Genomic DNA, 20,851 nt, shown 5'->3' with positions numbered 1-20,851 from the left:
GCGCTTCCCATGCCGATCAGACCACTTGCCGACGGTGACGATCTGCGACTGAACGAGGTGTTCGCCGATGCCCCGACTCCGGCCGCTCACATGGCCCGCTCCCTGTTCCGGCCGGCCTCCGACTCGCCGCTGCTGCGCTCCGTCCTCGCCGAGGTGGTCCCCGGTGTCCCCGTCGGTGCCGCAGCGATCATGGAATCCCCGCTTCACCCGCACCGAGCGTGGGTGAACGTCGAGGTCGCCGCCGAGGAGCGCGGGCACGGTCTTGGGCGTGAGCTCTTCGAGGCGGTGTCCGCCGAGACCGCCGGCACCGCGCTCGAAGGCCTTGACCTCCGTGCCCGTGTCGAGGCCGGAAGCGTCGGGGAGAAGTTCGCCGAGGCGCTCGGCTTCGTGCCGCTGACGACGACGCGGGTGATCAAGGTTCCCGCTGGTGCTCTGCCGCCGAGCGGCGGCGGCCGCGCCGAGGACCTCGAGATCGTCTCGACGGGCTCGGTCAAGCTGACGAAGGCGTTCGCTCAGTGGTACGCGGCGGTCAACCGTGATGATGCGGTCGCGCCGCTGACGATCGGTCAGGTGGCCACGGCGTTCCTCTCCGAGGCCGCCGGTGCCCACGGTGCGGCCCTGCTCACGAGCGATTCCGCGGCGGCCGGTTCCGGCAGCGATGCGGCGAGCGGGCTGAGTGCCTTCGCCGTCTCCTATGCCCGCGAAGCCGAGCCTGCACCGGTCGGCGGTGCCCAGGATGCCTCGGCGAACCTGCCCGGGAACGCCGAGGAGGAGCCGGCGACGGAACTCATCCTCGGCTCGATGTTCGAGACCCGCGAGGACGTCGCCGACGCATCACCCGAGCAGTTCGAGGCGGCGGTCGCCGACGCCGAGTTGCTGCTCGCGAGGCTCTCGGTCGACGCCGATGTCGTCATCGAAGTGACGAGCGGGATGCCGGTCGTCTCCGCGCTCGCCGATCGGCTCCTCGCCGCCGGCCAGGCGAGTGAACTCTACCGTTATGAGACGCTCACGGGACCTCCTGCCGATACGCACTGAGACGGGTCCGACATCGCCGCGGCCCGGAACAGTCTGACCGCGCGGGTGCGCTCCTCGGTGACGAACCATCCGGTCCCCGGGGTGCCGTCGAGCGGAGGCAGACCGAGGATTCCCAGATCACTGAGGTCCTGTCGGGTGTGGCTGCCGATCACCAGCACCGGGCCGAGGGTGTGCGCTCTGCTCAGGGGCGAACCGTACCCGGGGGTGAAGCGCACCGGCATCGTCACGACATGGAGCCCGCCGTCACGGAGGTCGAGTGCGGCCGCGTCGCCGAGCAGGTGCGCATCGTCGGTGATGTGGATGTCCCGACCGGTCGCCAGCATCCTCTGTGCCAGTTCGGTCCGCCCGCTCTTCGGGGAGCCGCGCACGGTGAGCACGGAGCCGTCTCGGGCAGGGTCCCAGTCGACGACGGCGCCGAAGGGGTCGACACCAAGTGGAACCGTTCCCTTTCCCCATCGGCGGATCGCCTCGGCAGTCGCGTCGTCGAGGCAGCGGTCATCGTCGAGACCGTGCCACCGGGGTTGAGCTCTGAGCCGGGGTGACCTGTTCGCGCATGACCCGCCGGCCACCGCATGAGCCTGGGTGGCCGGGGGCCGAGAGGCTGGAGTCCGACTGGCCGGGGTCCCAGTGGCAGGGACGTCGCCGATGTCGGGGGCGTGCGGGTCGAAGAGTCTGAGTTGCAGGTCGGCGCCCTCGCTGCCGGTCGTCGCGACGCGGGGACCGGTGAGGACCGCACGCAGGCGCGGCCATGTCCCGAGGAAGCGCTGCCGGGAGAGCCCGACACTCAGTCCGTCGCCGCCGTTGCTCGGTGGGAAGGTCACTCTCGTCGGGAAGGTCGACGTGCTCAGCAGCGCCGAACGACATCCGGCGAGGAGGAAGGTGAGGCCGAAGCCCGCCGCGTGGGCGAGGAGACGCTCGAGGGCTCCCGCCGTTCGGTGGTCGAGGGAGTCGACGAGTTCGCTCCAGTGGTCGCAGACGACGAGCGTCGGCTCCGGCCCGCCCGCACTCTCGGTCGTCCGGGAAAGGTGATCGATGACGACATGGAGCCGCCATCCTGAGGCCGTCCCGCATCGGATCGCCGCCCAGTCGATGATCTCGGCGATGCGACCGAGGGCGACGATGCGATGGGTAACCGAGGCACTGGCCGCCATCTGTGCGAGAGCTGCGGCGACGTCGGAGCCGGGATCCCCGATGACGGCGACCGAGCCGTCGACGTGTGGATCAAAGGTCCATACGTACTGACTCTGTTCGGCGGGAATGTCGACGATTCCCGTGAACGGCGGTCGCGGTGCCAACTGGTCCCGGCCTGCTGCCGACCGGTCGAGGCTTGCCGCTCGAGCGGCGACTCCATCGGTCTCGGGCAGAGGCGGGCGCACCACTCGACCCTGACTCACCGCCGTCGTCGGTGAGGCACGACGGTGGGCGTCGACGAGGCGGTCGACCGATATCCCCCGGACATCGCCGGTGGTCGACCCGGCGTCGCACCCGGGACTCCACGGTCGCAGTCGCAGGCGGTGCGGGCCGGGGTCGGCGACCGCCTCGGCGAAGGGGACAGCCACGCGGAAACGGGTGAGAGAGGATCCGGCATCGAGCAGCGCTGTCCCAGGGCACCCCGGCGGCAGGTGGGCGGCGTCGGGAACTCCGATGACGTCGAGGGAGTCAGCGTCGTCGCGGACCCGCAGGCAGATCCGGATGTTGATGTTCGCCTTCATCTGACCGGTGACGATGCCAAGCGGCCGCTGGGTGGCGAGGATGAGGTGGACGCCCAGCGACCGCCCGAGGGCAGTGAGATGTTCGAGGAGGTCGGCGGCACGGGGGTGGGTCGACATGAGGGCATGGAATTCGTCGATGACGACGACGAGGCGGGGTGGAGGGTCGGCGAGGTCGTCGATCGAGGCGCAGCCATGGGCGGCGAGCAGTCGCTCACGGCGCGTGATCTCCGCCCGAACGGAGACGAGCGCGCGGAAGGCGGCGGCGGAGTCGAAGTCGTCGAGGACGCTGTCGGTGTGAGGCAGCGCTTCAAGCGGCGCGAAGGTGGCTCCTCCCTTGAAGTCGATGAGGATGAACGCGACCTGGTCGGGAGGGTGCTCGAGCGCCAGGCCCAGGAGCCAGGTCTGGAGGAGCAGCGACTTCCCGCTGCCTGTCGTGCCGGCGACGAGGGCATGGGGTCCGTCCCGGAAGAGGTCGATGCTCACCGTGCCCGCGGGTCCTCTTCCGACGATCACGGGACGGTGGGATCGTGCGTTCCACCGACCGATGATCGACGACGGAGAGTCGTCGTAGTGGTCTCCGAGACCGTGGTGGAGGTCGACTGCCGTCGCCGGCGGTGAGCTGCCGGACACGAGGCTGTGAAACCGGCCCGGCGGCATGAGGCTGGCAGTGAACTGCCTCCCCGGGACCGGGCCGTCGGGGGCCGTCGACGTCGTCGTCCGGGCCCGGCCGAGCCTGCTGAGTACGAAGGCGACCGTGGCGGTCGGTGCGGGTGCCTCCAGACGGAGGATGGCGCATGTTCCGGTGCTGTCGATGTCGAGGGCGATTTCCGCTGACGTGCGAGGGTCGGTGGCCGTTGCGGTCCCGGAGGCGGCAGCGAACCCGACGAGTTCGGGGCGGCGTTCGAGGTTCGCCGAAAGTCTCCATTCCCACCGCCGATCGGCAAGCCAGGCCAGGAGCATCGACAGCAGGAGGTCGTGCTCGCCGGTGACGACGATCGAGGTCACTCGCGGGTCGACCGAGATCGGAGTGTCTGCGATGACGGCGTGCTCGTCGAAGTGATCGATGCGGTCGGCCAACTCCGGTGCGATGCTGATGCGACTGATGCTCGACCCGAACCCGAGGCACAGTCCGGGGATCTCCATGGCGTCACGACGGCGTGCGCCGACGAGGCCCTCGGCACGGGTGACGGCCGCGTCGAGCGCGAGAGCGGTGTCGACGAGGTGTTGGGCGCTCTCGCGCGTGAATCGACGCTTCTCGACGATGTGGGCAAGGTAACCGGACAGGGGCGCAGACAGGCTGAAGAGGAGGAACCACCACATGCCCGTGAGCAGGGCGAGGGCGATGCCGATTCCGATCGGGATGAGGAATGCCCACCACTGCGGGGGCCGGGCCGGGCGCGGCTCCTCGACCGCGGCCGGGGCGACGTGGACGGTGTCGCGTCCACCGATTCCTGACGGCGGAGGGGGCGGTGCACCGCGCCCGACCCGGTCGAGGACGGATCCGGGAACGACGATCGAGGATCCGATCACGGTGTGGGTCCCTGAGGCGCCGAGATCGAGGAGGGTGGGCGAGCGGGAGAGACAGGGATCGGCGAGGAGGAGCGCTCCGTCGGTCGGGACGCGGCTGAGCAGGGTCGTCCTGGGATCGATGTGCAGATCGAACCCCGAATCCGGACCGGCGACGACCGCGACGCTCGTCGGTCCGCTCCCGCGTTGGAACCGGTGGGCGCCGATCACGGTGACCGGGTGGTCCGCCCGCCACTCGGCCCACGTCGGTGTGCGGATGCTGTGGCGCTCGCCCTCGGCCATGTCAGGGTCCGCCGACGGGAGGTCGCCAGGACGATCGGCGGCGCCCACCTCGTCGACGGAAACAGGTCTGCCGAGGACGGTCGAGAGGACGTCGAGCAGCGGCAGATCGCCGTCGGCATCGAGGATGTCGGTGCGAACGTGGGCGCTGCGATCGATGGTCTGGAGCACTCCGGTCGTCCTCATCGTCACAGCGTTGCCGACCAGTACCGCGGTGCCAACCCCGTTCCGCACCCCTGTGGATTCCCGCTGAGCGTCCACAGGGTTCGGGCTCACGAGTGGGATCGCTATCCACAGGGAATCGAGCACCAGTCGCCGTCGGGTGGCAGAGGAGCGCTGGTACTGCGATCGCCGAGTCAGGAGATCCGCAGCGACCCTCGCGCGTAGGCGGTGGCGCTGAGGTCGATGAAGCGGGGAACGAAGGGGGAGAGAACCGCTGGGATGTAGTCGGCGCGGAGGCGGATGACCACCGAGTGTTCGCCGTCGACGTCGGCGTCGACGCCGATGTTGCGCAGGTCGTCGGGGGTGTCGACGGAGGTGACGTAGCGGACGGCTGCGCGTTCGGCGGCGTCCGGAGAGAACACGAGTCCGGGGTCGTCACCCGGGGCGGGCTCGAAGGAATCGGAGGCGGCGAGGGCCGCGGAGTCCGCCACCGCCTGGAGTTCCCGCCGGGCCATATGGAGATCGGTGAGGGCAGCGATGAGGAACGCCAGCAGGAGAGCGATGACGACGAATCCGATGGCCAGCGGCGTGATCGACCCGCGGTCCGACCCGTGCCGGTCGACCGATACCGCGTCTGCGGTGCGCGCAGACTCCACGGCTCACCCCTCTCCCGAGGTTGCGACGACGTCGGTGTGCGAGGCCCGCATGGTGATGTGCGGGGAGTTCGCGGATCCGAAGAGCAGGGGAATCCCTGGCAGCGGGACCTTCGTCTCGACGGTGGCGGTGACGAGCGAGCCTGCCTGTCCACAGGGTCCCGAGCATGAGTAGGCGATCGAGATGGGGACGTCGCGGAGCCCGAAGTCGGCGAAATGCATGGCGGCGACATCCTCGGCGCGCTGCTCCGAGGGGTTCGCATCCCTCGCTGCGATCCGGGAGGCCGATACCGCCGCCGAGGTGGTGGCGTAGCTGGCGGCCTGCAGCTGGGAGAGCGCGAGCATGAGGTAGACGACGGGAATGAGCAGGACGACCGCGGCGAAGATGAACTCAACGACGGCGGTTCCCGAGTCCGCCCGATCGGCGGCCCTGTCGACGACCTCAGTCACGGTCGACGTCCTCGACGAGGGACCGTCCGCTCAGCTCCCACACCTCGGCGGGCCCCCAGAGTCCGACGACCGGCAGCGGTGTGCGGACACTGACCTCGACGATCTCGACTCCGTCCCGGCTCTCCGAGGCCACAGTGATCTTCTCGGCGTATCGGCTGCCGAGGGACGTGGTGATGAGCTCGGCGGTCAGTCGTCTCCCGTCGCTCGCGGTCTGGTCGGCGAGCCCGGCCTGCCTGGCTCCGGCGATGGCCGAATCGATGACGGTGTTGCGGACGTGGATGACCAAGCCGATCTGCAGCGCACCGGCGAGGACGAGGGAGAGAAGGGAGGCGACGAGAGCGAACTCCGCGATCGCTGACCCGGTGTCGCCGCCCTCGCAGCGGTCTCGGCGCGACGGTGGGCTCACCCGGCACCTCTGACCTTGTTCATCGCGTCCTCGAACATCGTCGTGAAGGCCTCACCGGCGAGTGCCCACAGGGCGACGACGAGCCCGGCGGTCATCAGGGTGATGAGCACCCAGCCGGGGACGTCTCCGCGATCAGGGCGGTCACGGTCGGTTCGCGCAGGGGAAAAGCCCGAACCGGGGCCGGTGACGGTCCGTCGGCGGTGACCAGCGGTGCGTCGGGGGAGGGCACGGCCTCCCGGAGATGCCTGGTCGTCATCTGCCCAGCCGAGCGTGAGCAGGGTCAGGCGGGTCATGAGGTGATGGAACATCGGGTCTCCTTCATGGGGTGGGTTCTCTCTGCGGGGAGGCGGGTGGGGCTCAGGGACTGAGGTCGAGCACGGCGAGGGAGGGGAAGACCGCGAAGATCACGGTGACGGGCAGGACGAAGACGACGACGGGGATGAGCATGCCGATCTCCTTGCGTCCGGAGAGTTCGAGGAGGCGGCGCCGGGACTGCTCCCGGACGTCGGCGGCCTGTGCACGCAGCACCTCGGCGAGCGGTGTGCCCCGGGTCATCGAGACGGCGAGGCCGTCGACGAACTGGACGATCTCGGGGATCGCGATGCGTGTGGCCATCTGGTCGAGCGCCTCGACGAGCGGGGTGCCGGTCCGGGTCGCTGCGAGCGCGGTGCGCAGTTCGTCGACGAGGTCGCCCGAACACGTCCGGCACACCCGTTCGAGTGCTTCGACGATTCCCTCTCCGGCGGTGATGGAGAGGGTGAGGAGTTCGGCGACCGTGGGAAACTCGGCGAGGATGCGCGATTCGTGGCGCGCGATCGCCTGGCTCAGGCGCCAGTCGTTGACGATGTGTCCGGCGACGCCGCCGCTGATGACGAGGACGATGACGACGATAGGGGAGAACCCGCGCTGAGCGGCGATGAGCGCGGCGAGGCCGCCGCCGACGATCATGCCGGTGAGGATGCTGAGGATCTGATTCGTCCGGAACCGTTCGATGGATGTCCGCCCGCCGAGGCGGCTGATCCGCCGACTGAGCGTCGCATCGGTGGTGATCCGCGAGGTGATCCACACCGATGCCGTCATCGCGGTTGAGGTGAGGACCCCGATGAGGCCCTCTCGGCGCGGAGTCGGTGGGGCGTAGATGTCGACGAGCGATTCCTGGTCGCGCAGGTATGGTGCGATCCTCGCCGAGAGGGTGGGGCGGCGCAGCGGCGGCAGCGAGAGGACGAAGAATGCGAGTGCCAACCCGTTGACGGTGCCGAGGATGAGGACGGTGAGAGGATCGGTGAGCGCATTCATGCGGTCCCACCCGCTTCGGGGCCGCGGGGGAACGGGGAGCGGGTGAGCGAGGAGCCCGCGATGACCCGCGGTTCCTGTGGGAGTCGGCCGATCTTCTTCATCGCCTGGTAGGCGAGGAGCGAGACGGCGAATCCGGCGCAGAGGAGGACGAGTCCGGCCTGAGAGTTGTACGCGGCCGCGGTCTCCGGTCGCGTCGAGAGGAAGGCGAGGACCACCCACGGAGCGGCGACGGCGAGGCGGGCGCCGTTGACGGTCCACTGCTGCCGCGCGGAGAGTTCGTTTCGAGTGCGCGCGTCGTCACGGACGAACTGGGCGAGTGCTCGCAGCATCGTGCCGAGATCGCTGCCGCCGACCTGTCTCGTCACGCTCAGAGCCGCGACGATCCTGTCGGCGACCGGGTCGGCGGCGACCTGCCGGAATCTCTCGAGCGCGATCGCGAAGGATCCGCTGGCGCGGTACTCCTCGGCGAAGACCTCGAAGAGCGGGCGCAGGGGTTCGGGACCGCGATGGGCCAGCGAGCCGAGGGCTTCGGGCAGGGAGAGTCCTGCCCGCACGCCCGAGTTGAGGTGATCGAGGGTCTCGGGCCAGAGTTCGCGACGGAGGACCTGTTTGCTTCGGGCGCGGTGCTGCAGGTACCGGTAGGGCAGCCATGAGGCGAAGAGGCCAAAGCAGAGTGCGATAGCCCAGGACCCCGTCAGTGCGGTGGCGACGATCGTGACGACGATGAGGAGCGCGAGCGTGAGGAGGACGAGGTGGATCGGATGCATCCGCGGGAAGCCCGCGGCCGTGAGCATGTCGTCGAGTTCGCGGACCCACCGCCGCTGCGTTCGCGTGGCCGGCTTCCGCTCCCACAGCGACATCCAGACGAGCAGCAGCCCGGCCCCCAGACAGGCGCCGATGAGCAGGCTCAGCTGCGAGTAGCTCATGCCGCTTCCAGGAGTGAGTGGAGGTCCTTGCCGATCATCGCGAAGCGCTCGCCGAGGTGGCCGAACCCCTGTCCGCGGACGAGCGTGCCCTGGGGCGAATGGAAGATCGTGTCGAGTTCGATCACATCGCCTTCGACTCCGCCGGGCACGGCGCAGATCTCACTGACCAGCCTGACCCCGGTTGCGTCCCTGCGCAGGTGGACGACGAGGTCGATGCTCACCGCGACGGTGGGCACGACGAAGGCTGAGGAGATGTTCGACCCGGCGAGGAGGGGAAGGGTGGAGATCTTCGTGATCGCGGCGCGGGCGGAGTTCGCGTGGATCGTCCCCATTCCCGGCAGGCCCGAATTGAGCGCGACGAGGAGGTCGAGGCTCTCGGCTTCGCGGACCTCGCCGACGATGATGCGTGTCGGTCGCATCCGCAGCGCCTCCTTGACGAGGGCGCGGAGGGTGACTTCGCCGGTGCCCTCGAGTGAGGGTTGACGACACTGCATCGGCACCCAGTCGCGACTGGGGAGGTTGAGTTCGAAGACCTCCTCGCAGCTGATGATGCGCTCGCGGGAGGGAATCGAGCCGGCGAGGGCGTTGAGCATTGTCGTCTTGCCCGCCTGTGTTGCCCCCGAGACGAGGATGTTGGCACCGCACGCGACCGCGGCGTCGAGGAACCGCGCCGCCGCCGGGCTGAGGCTGCCTTGGGCGACCAGCCCGGCGAGGTTCCTCGGTCGCTGGATGAACTTGCGGATGTTCACGGCGGGGGAGGACCGGGTGATGTCGGGGAGGACGACGTGGAGTCGAGATCCGTCGGGGAGCATCGCGTCGACGAACGGCTGTGAGAGGTCGACGCGGCGGCCGGAGCTGCGGAGCATCCGTTCGATGAGGTCGTCGAGTTCACCGGGGCTGAGCTTTGTCGTAGTCAGCTGGTGAGCTCCGTCGATGGCGATGAAGACCTCGCTGGGGGAGTTGATCCAGATCTCCTCGACGCGCGGATCTTCGAAGTAGTCCTGCAGAGCTCCGAACCCCGAAAGCTGGTGGTCGATGAAGCGGAACGTCGCCTCACGGTCTTCGAGAGGCGGAAGATTGGCCGTCAGACTGCGTTCGTCGTATTCGGAGATGACGGTGCGGATGACTTCTCGCGAACGCTGCACATCGACTCGCGGATCCACGTCGAGGTCTCTGATCCTCTTGTGGACCTCGCTCGTGATGACCTCGGTGGCTTCCACAGTGAACCCCTGGTGAGTGTCGGCGAGTCCGCTGCCCGGCAGCGGAAGTGGTTGTCAATGTAATCGTGAAATTCCCATTTATCCAGACTTTCTTTCAATCTGTGGATAACTTCCGGTGACGTTAGACAAATGCCATACGTGTAGTTACCGCGATGGAGAATGCGAATTCTGAGATCACCTTGTCACCGTCGACGTGGAATCCGTCGCCGTTGCCAGGGGGAGAAACCGAGGCACCGCACCAGAGTTCCGGACTGTGTTGGGTGTGATTCGAGATCCCTGAGGTTCCCTTGTCGCATCGCAGCGTCTGCGTCGGGGGTTTCGCTCGTCAGTTGCTTCGGGCAGATGTGGTGTCTCAGAACGGTGGCGGGTCGGTGATGGGGTCGTGGTCCCAGTTGATCACCGGTGCAGGCCGGCGGGTGAAGCTCGTGTCGTACTCCGTGACGGGCCCTCGAGCGGCAGAGCCAGGTTCGGGGTTCGGGTTCGCGCTCGTCGGTGTCGGGTTCGCGCTCGTCGGTGTCGGGTGCACGGTCGTCGGTGTCGGGTGCACGGTCGTCGGGCTGGGAGACGTCGGCGTGGTGGCGAGGTTCGTTGTCCTGCGGTGTCCCGAGGTCGAGGATTCGTCGGCCGGGCCGGCCCAAGGATCGTCTACACGACTGCCAGTGTGGGTGCTCCAGGGTTTCTCGGCACGACTGCCAGTGTCGGTGCTAGGGGTCGGGGGATTGTCGTTCCATGGTGCGTTGCCATCGGTCAGGGAATCGGCGGACCAGCTCCAGGGATCACCTGGCGTGTTCTGCGGTGACCGAGTTGCCTGAATGGGTGCAATCGTTGAGACGGGCGTTCGGTCGGCAGTCGACGTTGCCTGGCCACTCGACTCAGACTGGACTGTGGGCGTCCTTTGACTCGTCGACACGTTCTGACTCGTCGACACGTTCGGAACTGCCGGTGTGCGGCGGGGTTTCGGTTTCCGTCCACCCGTATTCCGCCGTCGGGCTGGTTGGCGTTTGGTCTCGGTGGCGGCTCGCAGTCGTTTCGCACGCTGGGCGATCGCGTGCTTGCGCTGTTGGGCCAGGCTCCGGTGTCCGGTGATCGGTTCGACCGGCCCCAACGGGTGATGCCCGAGGGGTGGATCCGTCTCACACAGACTCCTCCCCGTACACCAGATCAACGACGACGACCGTGCTGACGTGCACCCTCGCTCAGCGTCTGTGGCAGCGAACGGGTCGCTTGTTCCTGGTGGCAGGGCCTTCATTCTCACCGGGTCATGCCCGGGAGGCAGACAGGCTGGGAAGACGGCGTGTTCCCAATCCATGGCGTGTTCGAGACGCAGACGTGCCCGTGCCGCATTCGATCTCTCTGTGGCTTCGCGGAGTCGCCGGTCCCGTTCGGCCACTTCCGCCAGTCTCTGCTCCTCGGCTGCCTGTTCACGGACATGAGTCTCCGAGGGCATGACTTCCACACTGTTCGGCTGCTCAGGCATCAGATGCTCAGGGGTCACCCACCGGCATGGTCGCATCCGGGCCAGGTCGGCGAATGCCAGGGCGTGGTCGATGTCGATGGGTTGGTCGGGGGCCTCGATTGTGGTCATCAGCCCGTGGGGGAACTCGTAGGCGATCCGACTCGTTCCACTGCCCCGGTCGTTCATGTCCACGGCGTATCGGCGTGCGGTCTTCACCGCGTGGTGTTTCTTGCATAAGGGGTGGAGGTTGCCGAACTGGGTGAGCCCACCCTGGATGGGGTCGGTGTGGTTGAACGGGTCGACGTGATCGATCTCGGTCTTCTCCGCCAAGCGAGTGCAGCCGGGGAAGGTGCAGGTGGCCCATTGGTTGATCAGGGTCCGCCTGACGGGTTTCGGGATCGCGTAGGTGAGTGCTTGGGCGTCGAGTGGGGTGCCGGTGGCCGGGTCGGTGAGGATCCGGGTCAGTGTCGGGGCACCCGCGGCGATGCGACGGGCGGTCTCTGCCGGGATGGGGGATCCGTCGGCGAGGACACCGGGGAGGTTGGCGTCGCCGGTGAGGGTGAGGAAGGGGACGGTGACGATGACACCGGCCTGGTTGCGCATCGCCTCGGGCCCGGATTCCATGTCCACGAGGATGGCGTACTCGAGTACTACCGGTTCGGGGCGGCCGTTGGGGAAGAACGATGCCCCCGGCGGGTAGGGGGACTCAATGGTGGTGGCTGCAGGGTCGGTTCCATCTGGTTCGGTTCCCCGTGCTTCGATTCCGTTCGATGCGGTTGCTGAGGCGTGGGTGCCGACCGGCGGCGTCTGCGTTTGTGCCGCTTTGGATTGGTGTGCGGCTGGGGACAGCGATGCGGCAGTGCCGGTCATGTTCGCCTCGGCTGCACGGTCGGGGGTGAGGAGGTCGGTGAGTCCGCTGATGGTGGTGTCGTCGTAGTGAAACCGGGGTTCCCCCTTCTCATCGAGGAGGGGTGTCTGCCGGTGGGTTTGGATGCCGGTGATGGGGTCGAGTTCTCGGACTCGGATGGCCAGTTTCGGGTGGGGGCGCAAGAACATGTCGCACATGAGGGCGCTGATGGTGCGCTCGTCGATGATCTCGACCCCGGCGGGGAGGTTGAGGGTGGTGGTTTGGCCGTTGTGGATGGCACGGGCCATGGCGCTCACGCGGGCGTAGGCGGCATGGATCTCATCGGCGGGGGCTGTGATGGACAGGCAGGCGGTGCCGTTGCCGAAGGTGTCGACGTCGACGCGGCGGCGTTGCGCGGCGATGTGGGACCGGTCGTCGGGGGTTTGGAGGAGGTGGATGAGTTTGCGCAGCCCGGTGCGCAGGGTGTCACTGGTGACATCGGCACGTCTCGTGGCCAGGTGCTGGTCGAGGCGGGGGAGGTGTTCGAGGGCCACGGTTTGGCAGAGGTCGGCGGCGGTGATCATGTGGGCGAGGGTGAACTCGCCGGAGCGGGCACGGGCGGTGAAGCGGGGGAGTCCGTGGACGAGGGTCACAGCTTGGGTGAGGTGGCGGTAGGTGCGGGCGGTGGTGGTGCCGAGGATCGTGGAGATCGCCCCGAGGTGCTCGGTGGCCACGTGGTCATGGACCCACGCTGAGAAGGTCGTGTCGGGGGTAAATCCGGGGAAGTCGGGCAGGTCATCGATTGCGGCCTGCGCGTGGGCTTGATCATCTCGTGGCGACAGAACCGGGGACTGTGGCTGGTGGGACGGTTGCGCCGGGTCGGCGCAGTCGAAGCCGACAGGGGTGTGTTCGCGATCGGAGGGGGCCGCGAGAGCAGCAGTGCCGGCTGTTGCGGTCTCGTTATTCGCGTTGTCCGTCCTGCTGGGTGTGGTCGGCTGTCCGTTGTGGCGATTGAGGGTTTCGGCGATGGTGGCGAACCGGTACGGGGTTCCGTCGGTGGGGGTGGGGTGGTCGTGGTCGTGGATGATCTCGGCGAGGATGTGGCCGGCGGTGAGTTCGAAGACGTGGAGTTGGGCGAGGTCGACGGTGGTGGAGGCGGTGGCGAGGTCGGTGAGGTTCGATCCCAGGTACAGGGTGTAGCGCGACGAGGCGACCGGGTCGGGGGTGCCCGTGGTGGGGTCGTCGGGTCCGCTGAGATCAGCGGTGGTGTCGCGCATGGTGTGTCACCTGTCTCTGACGTCGTTGTCGGGGAAGAGCGGTGCAGGGGAATCGGGTCGTACGGAATGGGAATCGCGGTTGTGGTTGTGGGTGTGAGGGGGTGTCTGGGTGGACTCCTGGTCGGTGATGGTGGTCTGTGTGTTGTTGTGTTTCTATGGTGGCAGACGGCACTGACACGAGATTCGGACATGGGCCGAGATCCGCTGTCGTCCGCCGCAATAGGCGCCGGTCGGCGGTATCGACCGTCAGTACAGGTTCGCGGGCAGCACAGATGCGAGGGCAGTGCTGGTTCGTGGGCAGCACAGGTGCGAGGGCAGCACAGGTTCGGGGGCAGTGCTGGCTTGGGGACACTCCTGACTTCGGGCAGTCCTGACTTCGGAGCGCATTGCGCGCACCTCCCACCGCCTCGGCGAGGGGCTCGGTCAGCCTCCGTCCGCAAACAACGGCGCGACCCGTCCGCAAACAAGGGCACGACCCGCCCGCCGAGAGCGGCAGCCCCTGCCCGCAATGGGTGGGAGGCGCCCACACACGATGAACGACACCACCCGCCCATGGACTAGAATCGAGGCATTATGGCCACGACTGATCACGCTTCCGAAATCGCCAACCTCCGCCAGACCTACCAGGCGATCCTCGACGTCTCCGACCTGCCGACGCTGCGGGACGAGGTCGCCGAGCTCACGGAGGAAGCGTCGGCCCCCTCGTTCTGGGACGACCCCGATTCGGCGCAGAAGACCTCGGCCAAGCTCTCCCACAAGCAGGGCACGCTCGAGAAGCTTGAGAAGTTCGGCGAGCGCATCGACGACGCCGAGCTCCTCATCGAGATGTCCGAGGCCGAAGGCGATTCGGACTCCCTCGTCGAAGCCGAACGCGACATCGCCAAGCTCAAGGACCAGCTGAGCGAACTCGAGATCTCGACCCTCCTCTCCGGCGAGTACGACGAGCGCTCCGCCGTCGTCACCGTCCGCTCCGGCGCCGGCGGCGACGACGCCACGGACTGGGCTCAGATGCTCATCCGCATGTACATTCGCTGGGCCGAGGGCCGCGGCTACAACGTCCAGGAACTCGACACGTCCTACGCCGAAGGCGCGGGCATCAAGTCCGCGACGATCCAGGTCAACGCCCCGTACGCGTACGGCACCCTGTCGGTCGAAGCCGGCACCCACCGCCTCGTGCGCATCAGCCCCTTCGACAACCAGGGCCGCCGCCAGACCTCCTTCGCCGCCGTCGAGGTGGTCCCGCTCATCGAGTCGACCGACCACATCGAGGTCGACGAGAACGACCTCCGCATCGACGTCTACCGCTCCTCGGGCCCCGGCGGGCAGTCGGTGAACACGACCGACTCGGCGGTGCGCATCACGCACATCCCGACCGGCGTCGTCGTGAGCATGCAGAACGAGAAGTCCCAGATCCAGAACCGCGAGGCCGCGATGCGCGTCCTCCAGTCCCGACTCCTCGAGCGCAAGCGCCAGGAGGAGGCCGCGCAGAAGAAGGAACTCGCGGGCGACATCAAGGCGAGCTGGGGCGACCAGATGCGCTCCTACGTCACGCACCCATACCAGATGGTCAAGGATCTGCGCACCGGCTACGAGGTCAACAACCCCCAGGCCGTCTTCGACGGCGACCTCGACGGCCTCATCGAGGCGGGCATCCGCTGGCGCAAGCAGCAGGAGAACGCCGAGGAGGAGTGACCTCCGCACGCCGGTGACCGTGACAGCGGTGACCGTCGCAGCGGCGGCAGTCCCGCTGCCGACCGCTGTGCCGCCAGCCGCCGCCGACCCCGCAACAGCCGCGACTGTGAACTTCATCAGACGCGCAACACACGCCCAGCCGCCTCCCCGAACATCACGGAACTGTTACGTACAGTGGAAGCGGCCGAGCCATCCGCGACACGATTGAAGACCCTCTTGATCACATTCGACTCCGTTTCGAAGTCCTACGACACCCGCACCCGCAAGGCCCTCGACGACATCTCGTTCACGGCCGACCGCGGGGAATTCGTGTTCCTCGTCGGAGCCTCGGGGTCGGGCAAGTCGACGGTCATCCGCCTCATCCTCCGGGAGGAGGTCCCGACGAAGGGCCGCATCACGGTAGCCGGCAAATCGGTCGTGAAGATGCCCTCATGGCGCGTGCCCTACCTCCGCCGAGGCATCGGCACGGTCTTCCAGGACTTCCGACTGCTGCCGAACAAGACCGTCTTTGCCAACGTCTCCTTCGCCCTTCAGGTCATCGGGAAGTCACGCGCGGCGATGTCGACACTCGTCCCCGACGTCCTCGAGACCGTGGGACTGGCCGGCAAGCAGAAGCGCTACCCGCACGAGCTCTCCGGCGGTGAGCAGCAGCGCGTCGCGATCGCCCGCGCGGTCGTCAACAAGCCCGGCATCCTGCTCGCCGACGAGCCCACCGGCAACCTCGACCCGGCGACGAGTGCCGACATCATGGCCGTGCTCGAGAAGATCAACCGCAACGGCACGACCGTCCTCATGGCCACCCACGACGGCGAGATCGTCAACCGCATGGCCAAGCGCGTCATCGAACTCTCCGAGGGCCGCATCGTCCGCGACGTCGAGCACGGCTCGTACGGAGTCGCCTCATGAGGGCGGGCTTCATCCTCTCCGAGGTCGGCTCCGGCCTGAGGAAGAACTTCTCGATGGTGCTCTCGGTCGTCCTCGTCACCTTCGTCTCCCTCCTCTTCGTCGGCGCCGCGATCCTCCTGCAGATGCAGGTCGGACAGATGAAGGACTACTGGTACGACCGCGTCCAGGTCTCGATCTTCCTCTGCCCGCCCGACTCCGAGGCGACGAACTGCGTCGAAGGCGAGGTCACGGACGCACAGCGGCAGAACATCGAGGACGCCCTCTCCGGTCCCGAACTCGCCCCCTACGTCGACACCGTCTACTTCGAGGACAAGTCCGAGGCGTACAAGCACTTCCAAGAGCAGTTCCAAGGCACGAGCCTCGAGGGCACCGTGCCCGAGGAGGACATGAACGAGTCCTTCCGGGTCAAACTCAAGGACGCTGAGAAGTACGAGATCATCAAGGAGTACTTCTCCTCGACCCAGGGCGTCGAGGAGGTCGTCGACCAGAACCAGCTGCTCGACCGTCTCTTCGGAGTCCTCAACGTCGCGACCGTCGTCGCCGTCGTCATCGCCGGCATCATGCTCCTGTGCGCGATGCTGCTCATCGCCACGACGATCCGCCTCTCCGCGTTCGCCCGGCGTCGGGAGACCGGCATCATGCGCCTCGTCGGCGCCTCGAACGCCTTCATCCAACTCCCGTTCCTCCTCGAGGGCGTCATCGCCGCAGCGATCGGCGCGACCCTGTCGGCAGGTGCCCTCGGCCTCCTCGTCCACTTCGGGGTCAGCGGCTGGTTGCAGGACCAGGCGACCGGGTTCAACCTCGTCTCCGGCGTCGACGTCCTCATCGTCGCCCCGATCCTCATCGCCATCGGCGTGGTCATGGCAGGAGCGTCCTCGCTCATCACCCTGAACAAGTACACGAAGGTCTGATATGAGACGCAGGCTTCCCCTTCTCCTCACGGCCGCGGTGCTCGTGATCGTCCTGCCGGCCACCTCGGCGACGGCCGACCCCCGCGACGACAAGAGCAAAGTCGACGATCGGGTCAAGGAACTCCAGCAGGAGTTCGAGGGACTCGACGAGGAGCTCGCCCGGGTCATCGCCGAACGCGACGAGGCGAAGGAGGCCCTCCCCGCCGCAGAGGAGGCCTCCCAGCAGGCCGACGATGCCCTCGCCGAGGCGATCGAGAAGGACGAGGATCTCGCCGCCCGCCTCACCTCGGCGGAGAATGCGCAGTCCGACCTCAAGGAGCAGATCAAGGACGGCGCCGAGGAGATCGAGAAGCACCGCACGTCAGCGGCCCGGATCGGGCGCCAGGCCTACCAGAACTCCGGGATCACCTCCGACCTCGCGATGCTCCTGCAGATGGCGCAGGGCACGAGCGCCGACGGCGGCATCGGCCGCGTCGACTCGGCCGTGCGCTCCCAGCAGCGCACGATCGACAACCTCTCGGAGCAGCGGGCGCTCAACCAGAACAACGAAGAGCGCCTGTCCGGGGTCACCGACGAGATCTCCGACCTCAAGGACGAAGCCGCCGAGGCGGTCATCGCCAAGGAGGCCGCGCAGGCCGAGGCGAAGAAGAAGGCCGACGACTTAAGCGACCTCATCTCCGCCAAAGACGCCGCCGAGCAGACGATCTCGGACAACAAGGACAAGACCGAACAGCAGCTCGCCGACGAGAAGGCCGAGCAGGACCGGCTGGCGAAGAAGGTCCGCGAGTGGGAGAAGGAGCAGGAGAAGAAGGGCAACTTCGTCTACGGTGACGGCGTGCTCGCCAATCCGGCCAAGGGCTTCCCGATCACCTCGCAGTTCGGCTACCGCATCCACCCGATCACCGGCAACCGCAAACTCCACACCGGCACCGACTTCGGCGTCCCGTGCGGCACCCCGATCCGCGCGGCCGGCGACGGCATCGTCGTCTCCGCCGGCTGGGCCGGCGGCTACGGCAACCGCGTCGTCATCTCCCACGGCAAGATCAAGGGCAAGTCGATCGCCTCGACGTACAACCACAACACGAACGTCAAGGTCCGCGACGGGCAGAAGGTGAAGAAGGGCGACGTCATCTCGATCTCGGGAACGACGGGTGCCTCGACCGGCTGCCACCTCCACTTCGAGATCATGGAGAACGGCGGCTACGTCGACGCGATGCCGTTCATCTCCTGAGCCGGGTACCCCGGGTGCGGTACATGCGATAGACTTGTGGGTCTGCGTGCGACGACGGAATCGCACGTGACAGGCGCTGTCGGAGGAGAGCTGAGAGGAGGCCGACCATGGCGAAGGACACGGGCAAGAAGGTCATTGCGCGCAATCGCAAGGCACGCCACGACTACCACATCGAGGACACGTGGGAGGCCGGACTCGTCCTCACCGGGACCGAGGTGAAGTCCCTGCGCGAGGGCCGTGCCTCGCTCACCGACGGCTTCGCCCTCATCTTCCAGAACGAGGCGTGGCTCGAGAACGTCTACATCCCCGAGTACCTCCAGGGGACCTGGACGAACCACGCCGCGAGGCGCCGCCGCAAGCTCCTGCTCCACCGCGAGGAGATCCTCAAGATCTCCCAGAAGGTCAAGGAGTCCGGACGCACCCTCATCCCGCTCGAACTCTACTTCGACGGTTCCCGGGTCAAGGTCGAGATCGCCCTCGCCCGCGGCAAGCGCGAGTGGGACAAGCGCCAGTCGCTGCGCGAAGCCCAGGACAAGCGCGAAGCCGAGCGCGCGATGAAGTCCAAGCAGTATCTCTGAGCGGAAAGTGCCTCTGAACGATCAGCACCTCTGAGCGGTTTCCGCCACCGGTCGGGAATGCAATTGGATCGGCCGGTGTTGAGAGAGTATGCTGGTGTTCCTGTCCGATGGAACCTGTCAGCGCAGGTGACATGGACAGGATTGGCAACAGAATATGGGGATGATCGGTTTCGACGTTGGACACTGCGTCGGGAGAAGCGGGCCGAGAATGCAGAGTCATCTCGTTAATGTCCTCTGCAAAACAATAGGTGCTAAATCTGAAAACCGCACCGATTTCGCCCTCGCTGCCTGATAGAGCGCGAGCTGCGAATCCGTCAGCCTAGAGTTGCCTCTGCTCTAGATCCTGGCGTCGCTTAAGGGGCCACTGCTTCAGATGCACGTTGGGGGCATCTGAGGGACTCTTACCCAACTCCGTTCGTTGGTCTACGTGTTCGTGCGATGGCCAGAACCTAAGAGACTGCTTCACGAACTGCGCCCGGAGAAGTCCTGACAATCTGCCGACGGACGCGGGTTCGATTCCCGCCATCTCCACAATCACGACGGCCCCGTCCGCTTGGTGTTCACCAGGCGGGCGGGGCTTCGTCGTGCCCGGCAGCGGGCCCCTGTACCCGACGCCCCCACCGCGTGCGGCTCACGCGTTGATGCGGATGACCTCTTCCTGGTACGGCGCGATGACGCCGCCAGAGATGCGCAGGTCGAGGACGAGGAACCTCCGCTCGTCCACGGGAGTCGCCGCCCACTCCTTGAGGACCTCGAGGTCGGCGAGCGAGCGGACGACGACGCCCTGGCCGCCCGCGGCCGTGGCCAGGGCGGCGAAGTCGATCTCGTCGATGAGCATCGGCTCCGTCGCCAGCCCCTTGAGCCCGTAGAGGTTGACCTCCGCCCCGTACGCGGCGTCGTTGAAGACGACAGCGATCCCTCTGCCGCCCGCGGATCGGATCGCCGTGTCGAGGTCGGAGAGCGCCATCATCCCGCCTCCGTCCCCGGTGGTGAGCACGATCGTCGCCTCCGGGTTCGCCCGAGCGGCTCCCGCGACGCTGTGCCAGCCGAGCCCGATCGACTGGAACGCGGTGCCGACCAACGCCAGCCGGTCCGGCGCGCTCGGCTCCCAGAACATGTTCGCCCACGCGATGAAGTGGCCCCCGTCGGAGACGACGACCCGATCCTCGGGCAGAAGCTCGCCGAGGCGGGCGGCAGCGGCCCGCGGATCGAGTCGGCCGTCGGCGGCGAACTCCGTGCCGGCCTCATAGGTGCGGTCGGCCGTGGTGTCGACGCTCTCGCGCCACGTGCTCGGCCGGGCACCGGCAGCGCGCAGACGCGCAGTGAGCTCGGCGGCGGCCAGCCGGGCATCGGCGCGGATGAATCCGCCGACCCGGGCGTGCGTCGGTCGGTCGTCGACGTCGATCTGCCACACCTGAGTGCCGGGGGCGAAGAGCTCCCCGAAGCGCATCGTGAACTGGTTGAGCGAGGCCCCGATGACGACGGCGACATCGGCCTGCCGGACCCTCTCCATCGCTCCCGGCGCCCCGAACCCTCCTGCCACGCCGAGGTCGTACTCAGATCGCGGGAAGATGTTCCGCCCCAGCGCCGTCGTCACCGTCAGCGCCCCGGTCGCGTCGGCGAGCTCTCCGAGCTCCTTCGCCGCTCCTGCCAGCCATGCGCCGCGCCCGGCGAGGAGGATCGGACGCTCCGCCTCGGCGAGGAGTCCGGTCAGACGGTCGAGCGCGGCCTGCGGGAACTCCCCGGTCGGCGAGAGGGGAGAGGGCTCTCCCGGGCCCGGCACCTCGGGGATCTCCCCGATCTCGAGGGTTGCGACGTCGTAGGGGATCGCGAGCACCACCGGCACCCGGTAGGTCAGGGCGTGCTCGATCGCGGTGACGGTGGCAGCTGCCGCGTCGACGCGACCGACCGTGTACGTGCGCACGCCGACGGCTGAGGCCATCGCGATCTGATCGACATCCCACGGCCTCGGCCCCGATGTCGGCTCGTCCCCGACGACGAGGACGAGGGGCACGCGGGCCTGCGCCGCTTCGGCCAGCGCCGTGAGCGTGTTCGTGAACCCGGCGCCGTACGTCGTCGTCGCGGCCGCGATCCGCCCCGAGGTGCGGAAGTGGGCGTCGGCGGCGACGACGGCACCCGCCTCGTGGCGGACGGCGGTGTAGTTCGCCGAGGTGGTCGTGAGCAGGGAGTCGAGGAAGTAGGCGTTCCCGTTGCCCATGAGGCCGAAGACCTCGTCGATGTGGCGGGCGAGGGTATGGGCGACATGCGCCGAGGTGTGTGCCATGAG

The 20,851-nt window shown here is 67.6% G+C and carries 16 protein-coding genes and 1 other RNA gene; 7 read left to right on the top strand and 10 right to left on the bottom strand.

From position 1 onward, the window contains the following. Positions 1-9 precede the first annotated feature (9 nt). Positions 10-1,035, top strand: coding sequence for a GNAT family N-acetyltransferase (locus AC0VYB_RS13565; RefSeq protein ID WP_063250527.1), 1,026 nt, complete (start codon positions 10-12; stop codon positions 1,033-1,035). On the opposite strand, the gene AC0VYB_RS13560 is transcribed toward AC0VYB_RS13565, so the two are convergent. From AC0VYB_RS13560 to AC0VYB_RS13520, 9 genes are all read right to left on the bottom strand, one after another. Then, on the bottom strand, positions 996-4,739 hold the full coding sequence (locus AC0VYB_RS13560) for an FtsK/SpoIIIE domain-containing protein (RefSeq protein ID WP_144588599.1): 3,744 nt from the start codon (positions 4,737-4,739) through the stop codon (positions 996-998). The genes AC0VYB_RS13565 and AC0VYB_RS13560 overlap by 40 nt on opposite strands. 170 nt (positions 4,740-4,909) lie before the next feature. Next, complete coding sequence (locus AC0VYB_RS13555) at positions 4,910-5,371, bottom strand: pilus assembly protein TadG-related protein (protein ID WP_063250529.1); 462 nt, start codon at positions 5,369-5,371, stop codon at positions 4,910-4,912. A 3-nt stretch (positions 5,372-5,374) separates the two neighbouring features. After that, the gene (locus AC0VYB_RS13550) at positions 5,375-5,818 is read right to left on the bottom strand and encodes a hypothetical protein (protein ID WP_009376029.1); all 444 of its coding nucleotides are present in this window, start codon (positions 5,816-5,818) and stop codon (positions 5,375-5,377) included. Further along, the gene (locus tag AC0VYB_RS13545) at positions 5,811-6,224 is read right to left on the bottom strand and encodes a TadE/TadG family type IV pilus assembly protein (protein WP_009376027.1); all 414 of its coding nucleotides are present in this window, start codon (positions 6,222-6,224) and stop codon (positions 5,811-5,813) included. Before AC0VYB_RS13545 ends, AC0VYB_RS13550 begins: the two co-directional genes overlap by 8 nt. Further along, the gene (locus AC0VYB_RS13540) at positions 6,221-6,502 is read right to left on the bottom strand and encodes a hypothetical protein (protein WP_373270485.1); all 282 of its coding nucleotides are present in this window, start codon (positions 6,500-6,502) and stop codon (positions 6,221-6,223) included. Before AC0VYB_RS13540 ends, AC0VYB_RS13545 begins: the two co-directional genes overlap by 4 nt. Before the next feature lie 79 nt (positions 6,503-6,581). Next, entirely contained in the window at positions 6,582-7,520 is a 939-nt protein-coding gene (locus AC0VYB_RS13535; RefSeq protein ID WP_009376023.1) for a type II secretion system F family protein, read from the bottom strand. Beyond that, positions 7,517-8,446 carry a type II secretion system F family protein gene (locus AC0VYB_RS13530; protein WP_063250531.1) on the bottom strand — a complete coding sequence of 310 codons (930 nt, stop codon included), beginning with the start codon at positions 8,444-8,446 and terminating at the stop codon, positions 7,517-7,519. The genes AC0VYB_RS13535 and AC0VYB_RS13530 overlap by 4 nt, the downstream gene beginning before the upstream one ends. Continuing rightward, positions 8,443-9,666, bottom strand: a complete 1,224-nt coding sequence (locus AC0VYB_RS13525; RefSeq protein WP_063250532.1) for a TadA family conjugal transfer-associated ATPase — start codon at positions 9,664-9,666, stop codon at positions 8,443-8,445. Before AC0VYB_RS13525 ends, AC0VYB_RS13530 begins: the two co-directional genes overlap by 4 nt. A gap of 352 nt (positions 9,667-10,018) precedes the next feature. Beyond that, entirely contained in the window at positions 10,019-13,246 is a 3,228-nt protein-coding gene (locus AC0VYB_RS13520) for an HNH endonuclease signature motif containing protein (protein WP_475384747.1), read from the bottom strand. Between the two features lie 573 nt (positions 13,247-13,819). Here AC0VYB_RS13520 and prfB point away from each other — a divergent pair. From prfB to ssrA, 6 genes are all read left to right on the top strand, one after another. Further along, positions 13,820-14,938: a peptide chain release factor 2 gene (prfB, locus tag AC0VYB_RS13515; RefSeq protein WP_009379560.1), complete on the top strand. Its 1,119-nt coding sequence runs from the start codon at positions 13,820-13,822 to the stop codon at positions 14,936-14,938. 216 nt (positions 14,939-15,154) lie between these two features. Continuing rightward, positions 15,155-15,844, top strand: a complete 690-nt coding sequence (gene ftsE / locus AC0VYB_RS13510; RefSeq protein WP_009379555.1) for a cell division ATP-binding protein FtsE — start codon at positions 15,155-15,157, stop codon at positions 15,842-15,844. Next, the gene (gene ftsX / locus AC0VYB_RS13505; RefSeq protein ID WP_009379553.1) at positions 15,841-16,755 is read left to right on the top strand and encodes a permease-like cell division protein FtsX; all 915 of its coding nucleotides are present in this window, start codon (positions 15,841-15,843) and stop codon (positions 16,753-16,755) included. The genes ftsE and ftsX overlap by 4 nt, the downstream gene beginning before the upstream one ends. A 1-nt stretch (position 16,756) precedes the next feature. Then, positions 16,757-17,986: a M23 family metallopeptidase gene (locus tag AC0VYB_RS13500; protein ID WP_063250880.1), complete on the top strand. Its 1,230-nt coding sequence runs from the start codon at positions 16,757-16,759 to the stop codon at positions 17,984-17,986. Between the two features lie 107 nt (positions 17,987-18,093). Next, positions 18,094-18,564 carry an SsrA-binding protein SmpB gene (gene smpB / locus AC0VYB_RS13495; protein ID WP_009379549.1) on the top strand — a complete coding sequence of 157 codons (471 nt, stop codon included), beginning with the start codon at positions 18,094-18,096 and terminating at the stop codon, positions 18,562-18,564. A 156-nt stretch (positions 18,565-18,720) separates the two neighbouring features. After that, positions 18,721-19,098: a transfer-messenger RNA gene (ssrA, locus tag AC0VYB_RS13490) on the top strand. A 97-nt stretch (positions 19,099-19,195) separates the two neighbouring features. Here the strand turns inward: ssrA and AC0VYB_RS13485 are convergent. Next, positions 19,196-20,848 (bottom strand): thiamine pyrophosphate-binding protein, encoded by a 1,653-nt coding sequence (locus tag AC0VYB_RS13485; protein WP_009379547.1) that lies wholly within the window; start codon positions 20,846-20,848, stop codon positions 19,196-19,198. Positions 20,849-20,851 lie beyond the last annotated feature (3 nt).

The sequence above is a fragment of the Brevibacterium sp. Z349TD_9 genome (assembly GCF_056173565.1).
This window is presented reverse-complemented; position numbering and strand designations above follow the sequence as displayed.

Excerpts from the sequence above, each read along its gene's own strand:
- AC0VYB_RS13565 (WP_063250527.1), top strand. The coding sequence starts at position 10 with ATGCCGATCAGACCACTTGCCGACGGTGACGATCTGCGACTGAACGAG.
- AC0VYB_RS13560 (WP_144588599.1), bottom strand. The coding sequence starts at position 4,739 with ATGAGGACGACCGGAGTGCTCCAGACCATCGATCGCAGCGCCCACGTT.
- AC0VYB_RS13535 (WP_009376023.1), bottom strand. The coding sequence starts at position 7,520 with ATGAATGCGCTCACCGATCCTCTCACCGTCCTCATCCTCGGCACCGTC.
- AC0VYB_RS13530 (WP_063250531.1), bottom strand. The coding sequence starts at position 8,446 with ATGAGCTACTCGCAGCTGAGCCTGCTCATCGGCGCCTGTCTGGGGGCC.
- AC0VYB_RS13520 (WP_475384747.1), bottom strand. The coding sequence starts at position 13,246 with ATGCGCGACACCACCGCTGATCTCAGCGGACCCGACGACCCCACCACG.
- prfB (WP_009379560.1), top strand. The coding sequence starts at position 13,820 with ATGGCCACGACTGATCACGCTTCCGAAATCGCCAACCTCCGCCAGACC.
- ftsX (WP_009379553.1), top strand. The coding sequence starts at position 15,841 with ATGAGGGCGGGCTTCATCCTCTCCGAGGTCGGCTCCGGCCTGAGGAAG.
- AC0VYB_RS13500 (WP_063250880.1), top strand. The coding sequence starts at position 16,757 with ATGAGACGCAGGCTTCCCCTTCTCCTCACGGCCGCGGTGCTCGTGATC.
- smpB (WP_009379549.1), top strand. The coding sequence starts at position 18,094 with ATGGCGAAGGACACGGGCAAGAAGGTCATTGCGCGCAATCGCAAGGCA.
- AC0VYB_RS13485 (WP_009379547.1), bottom strand. The coding sequence starts at position 20,848 with ATGGCACACACCTCGGCGCATGTCGCCCATACCCTCGCCCGCCACATC.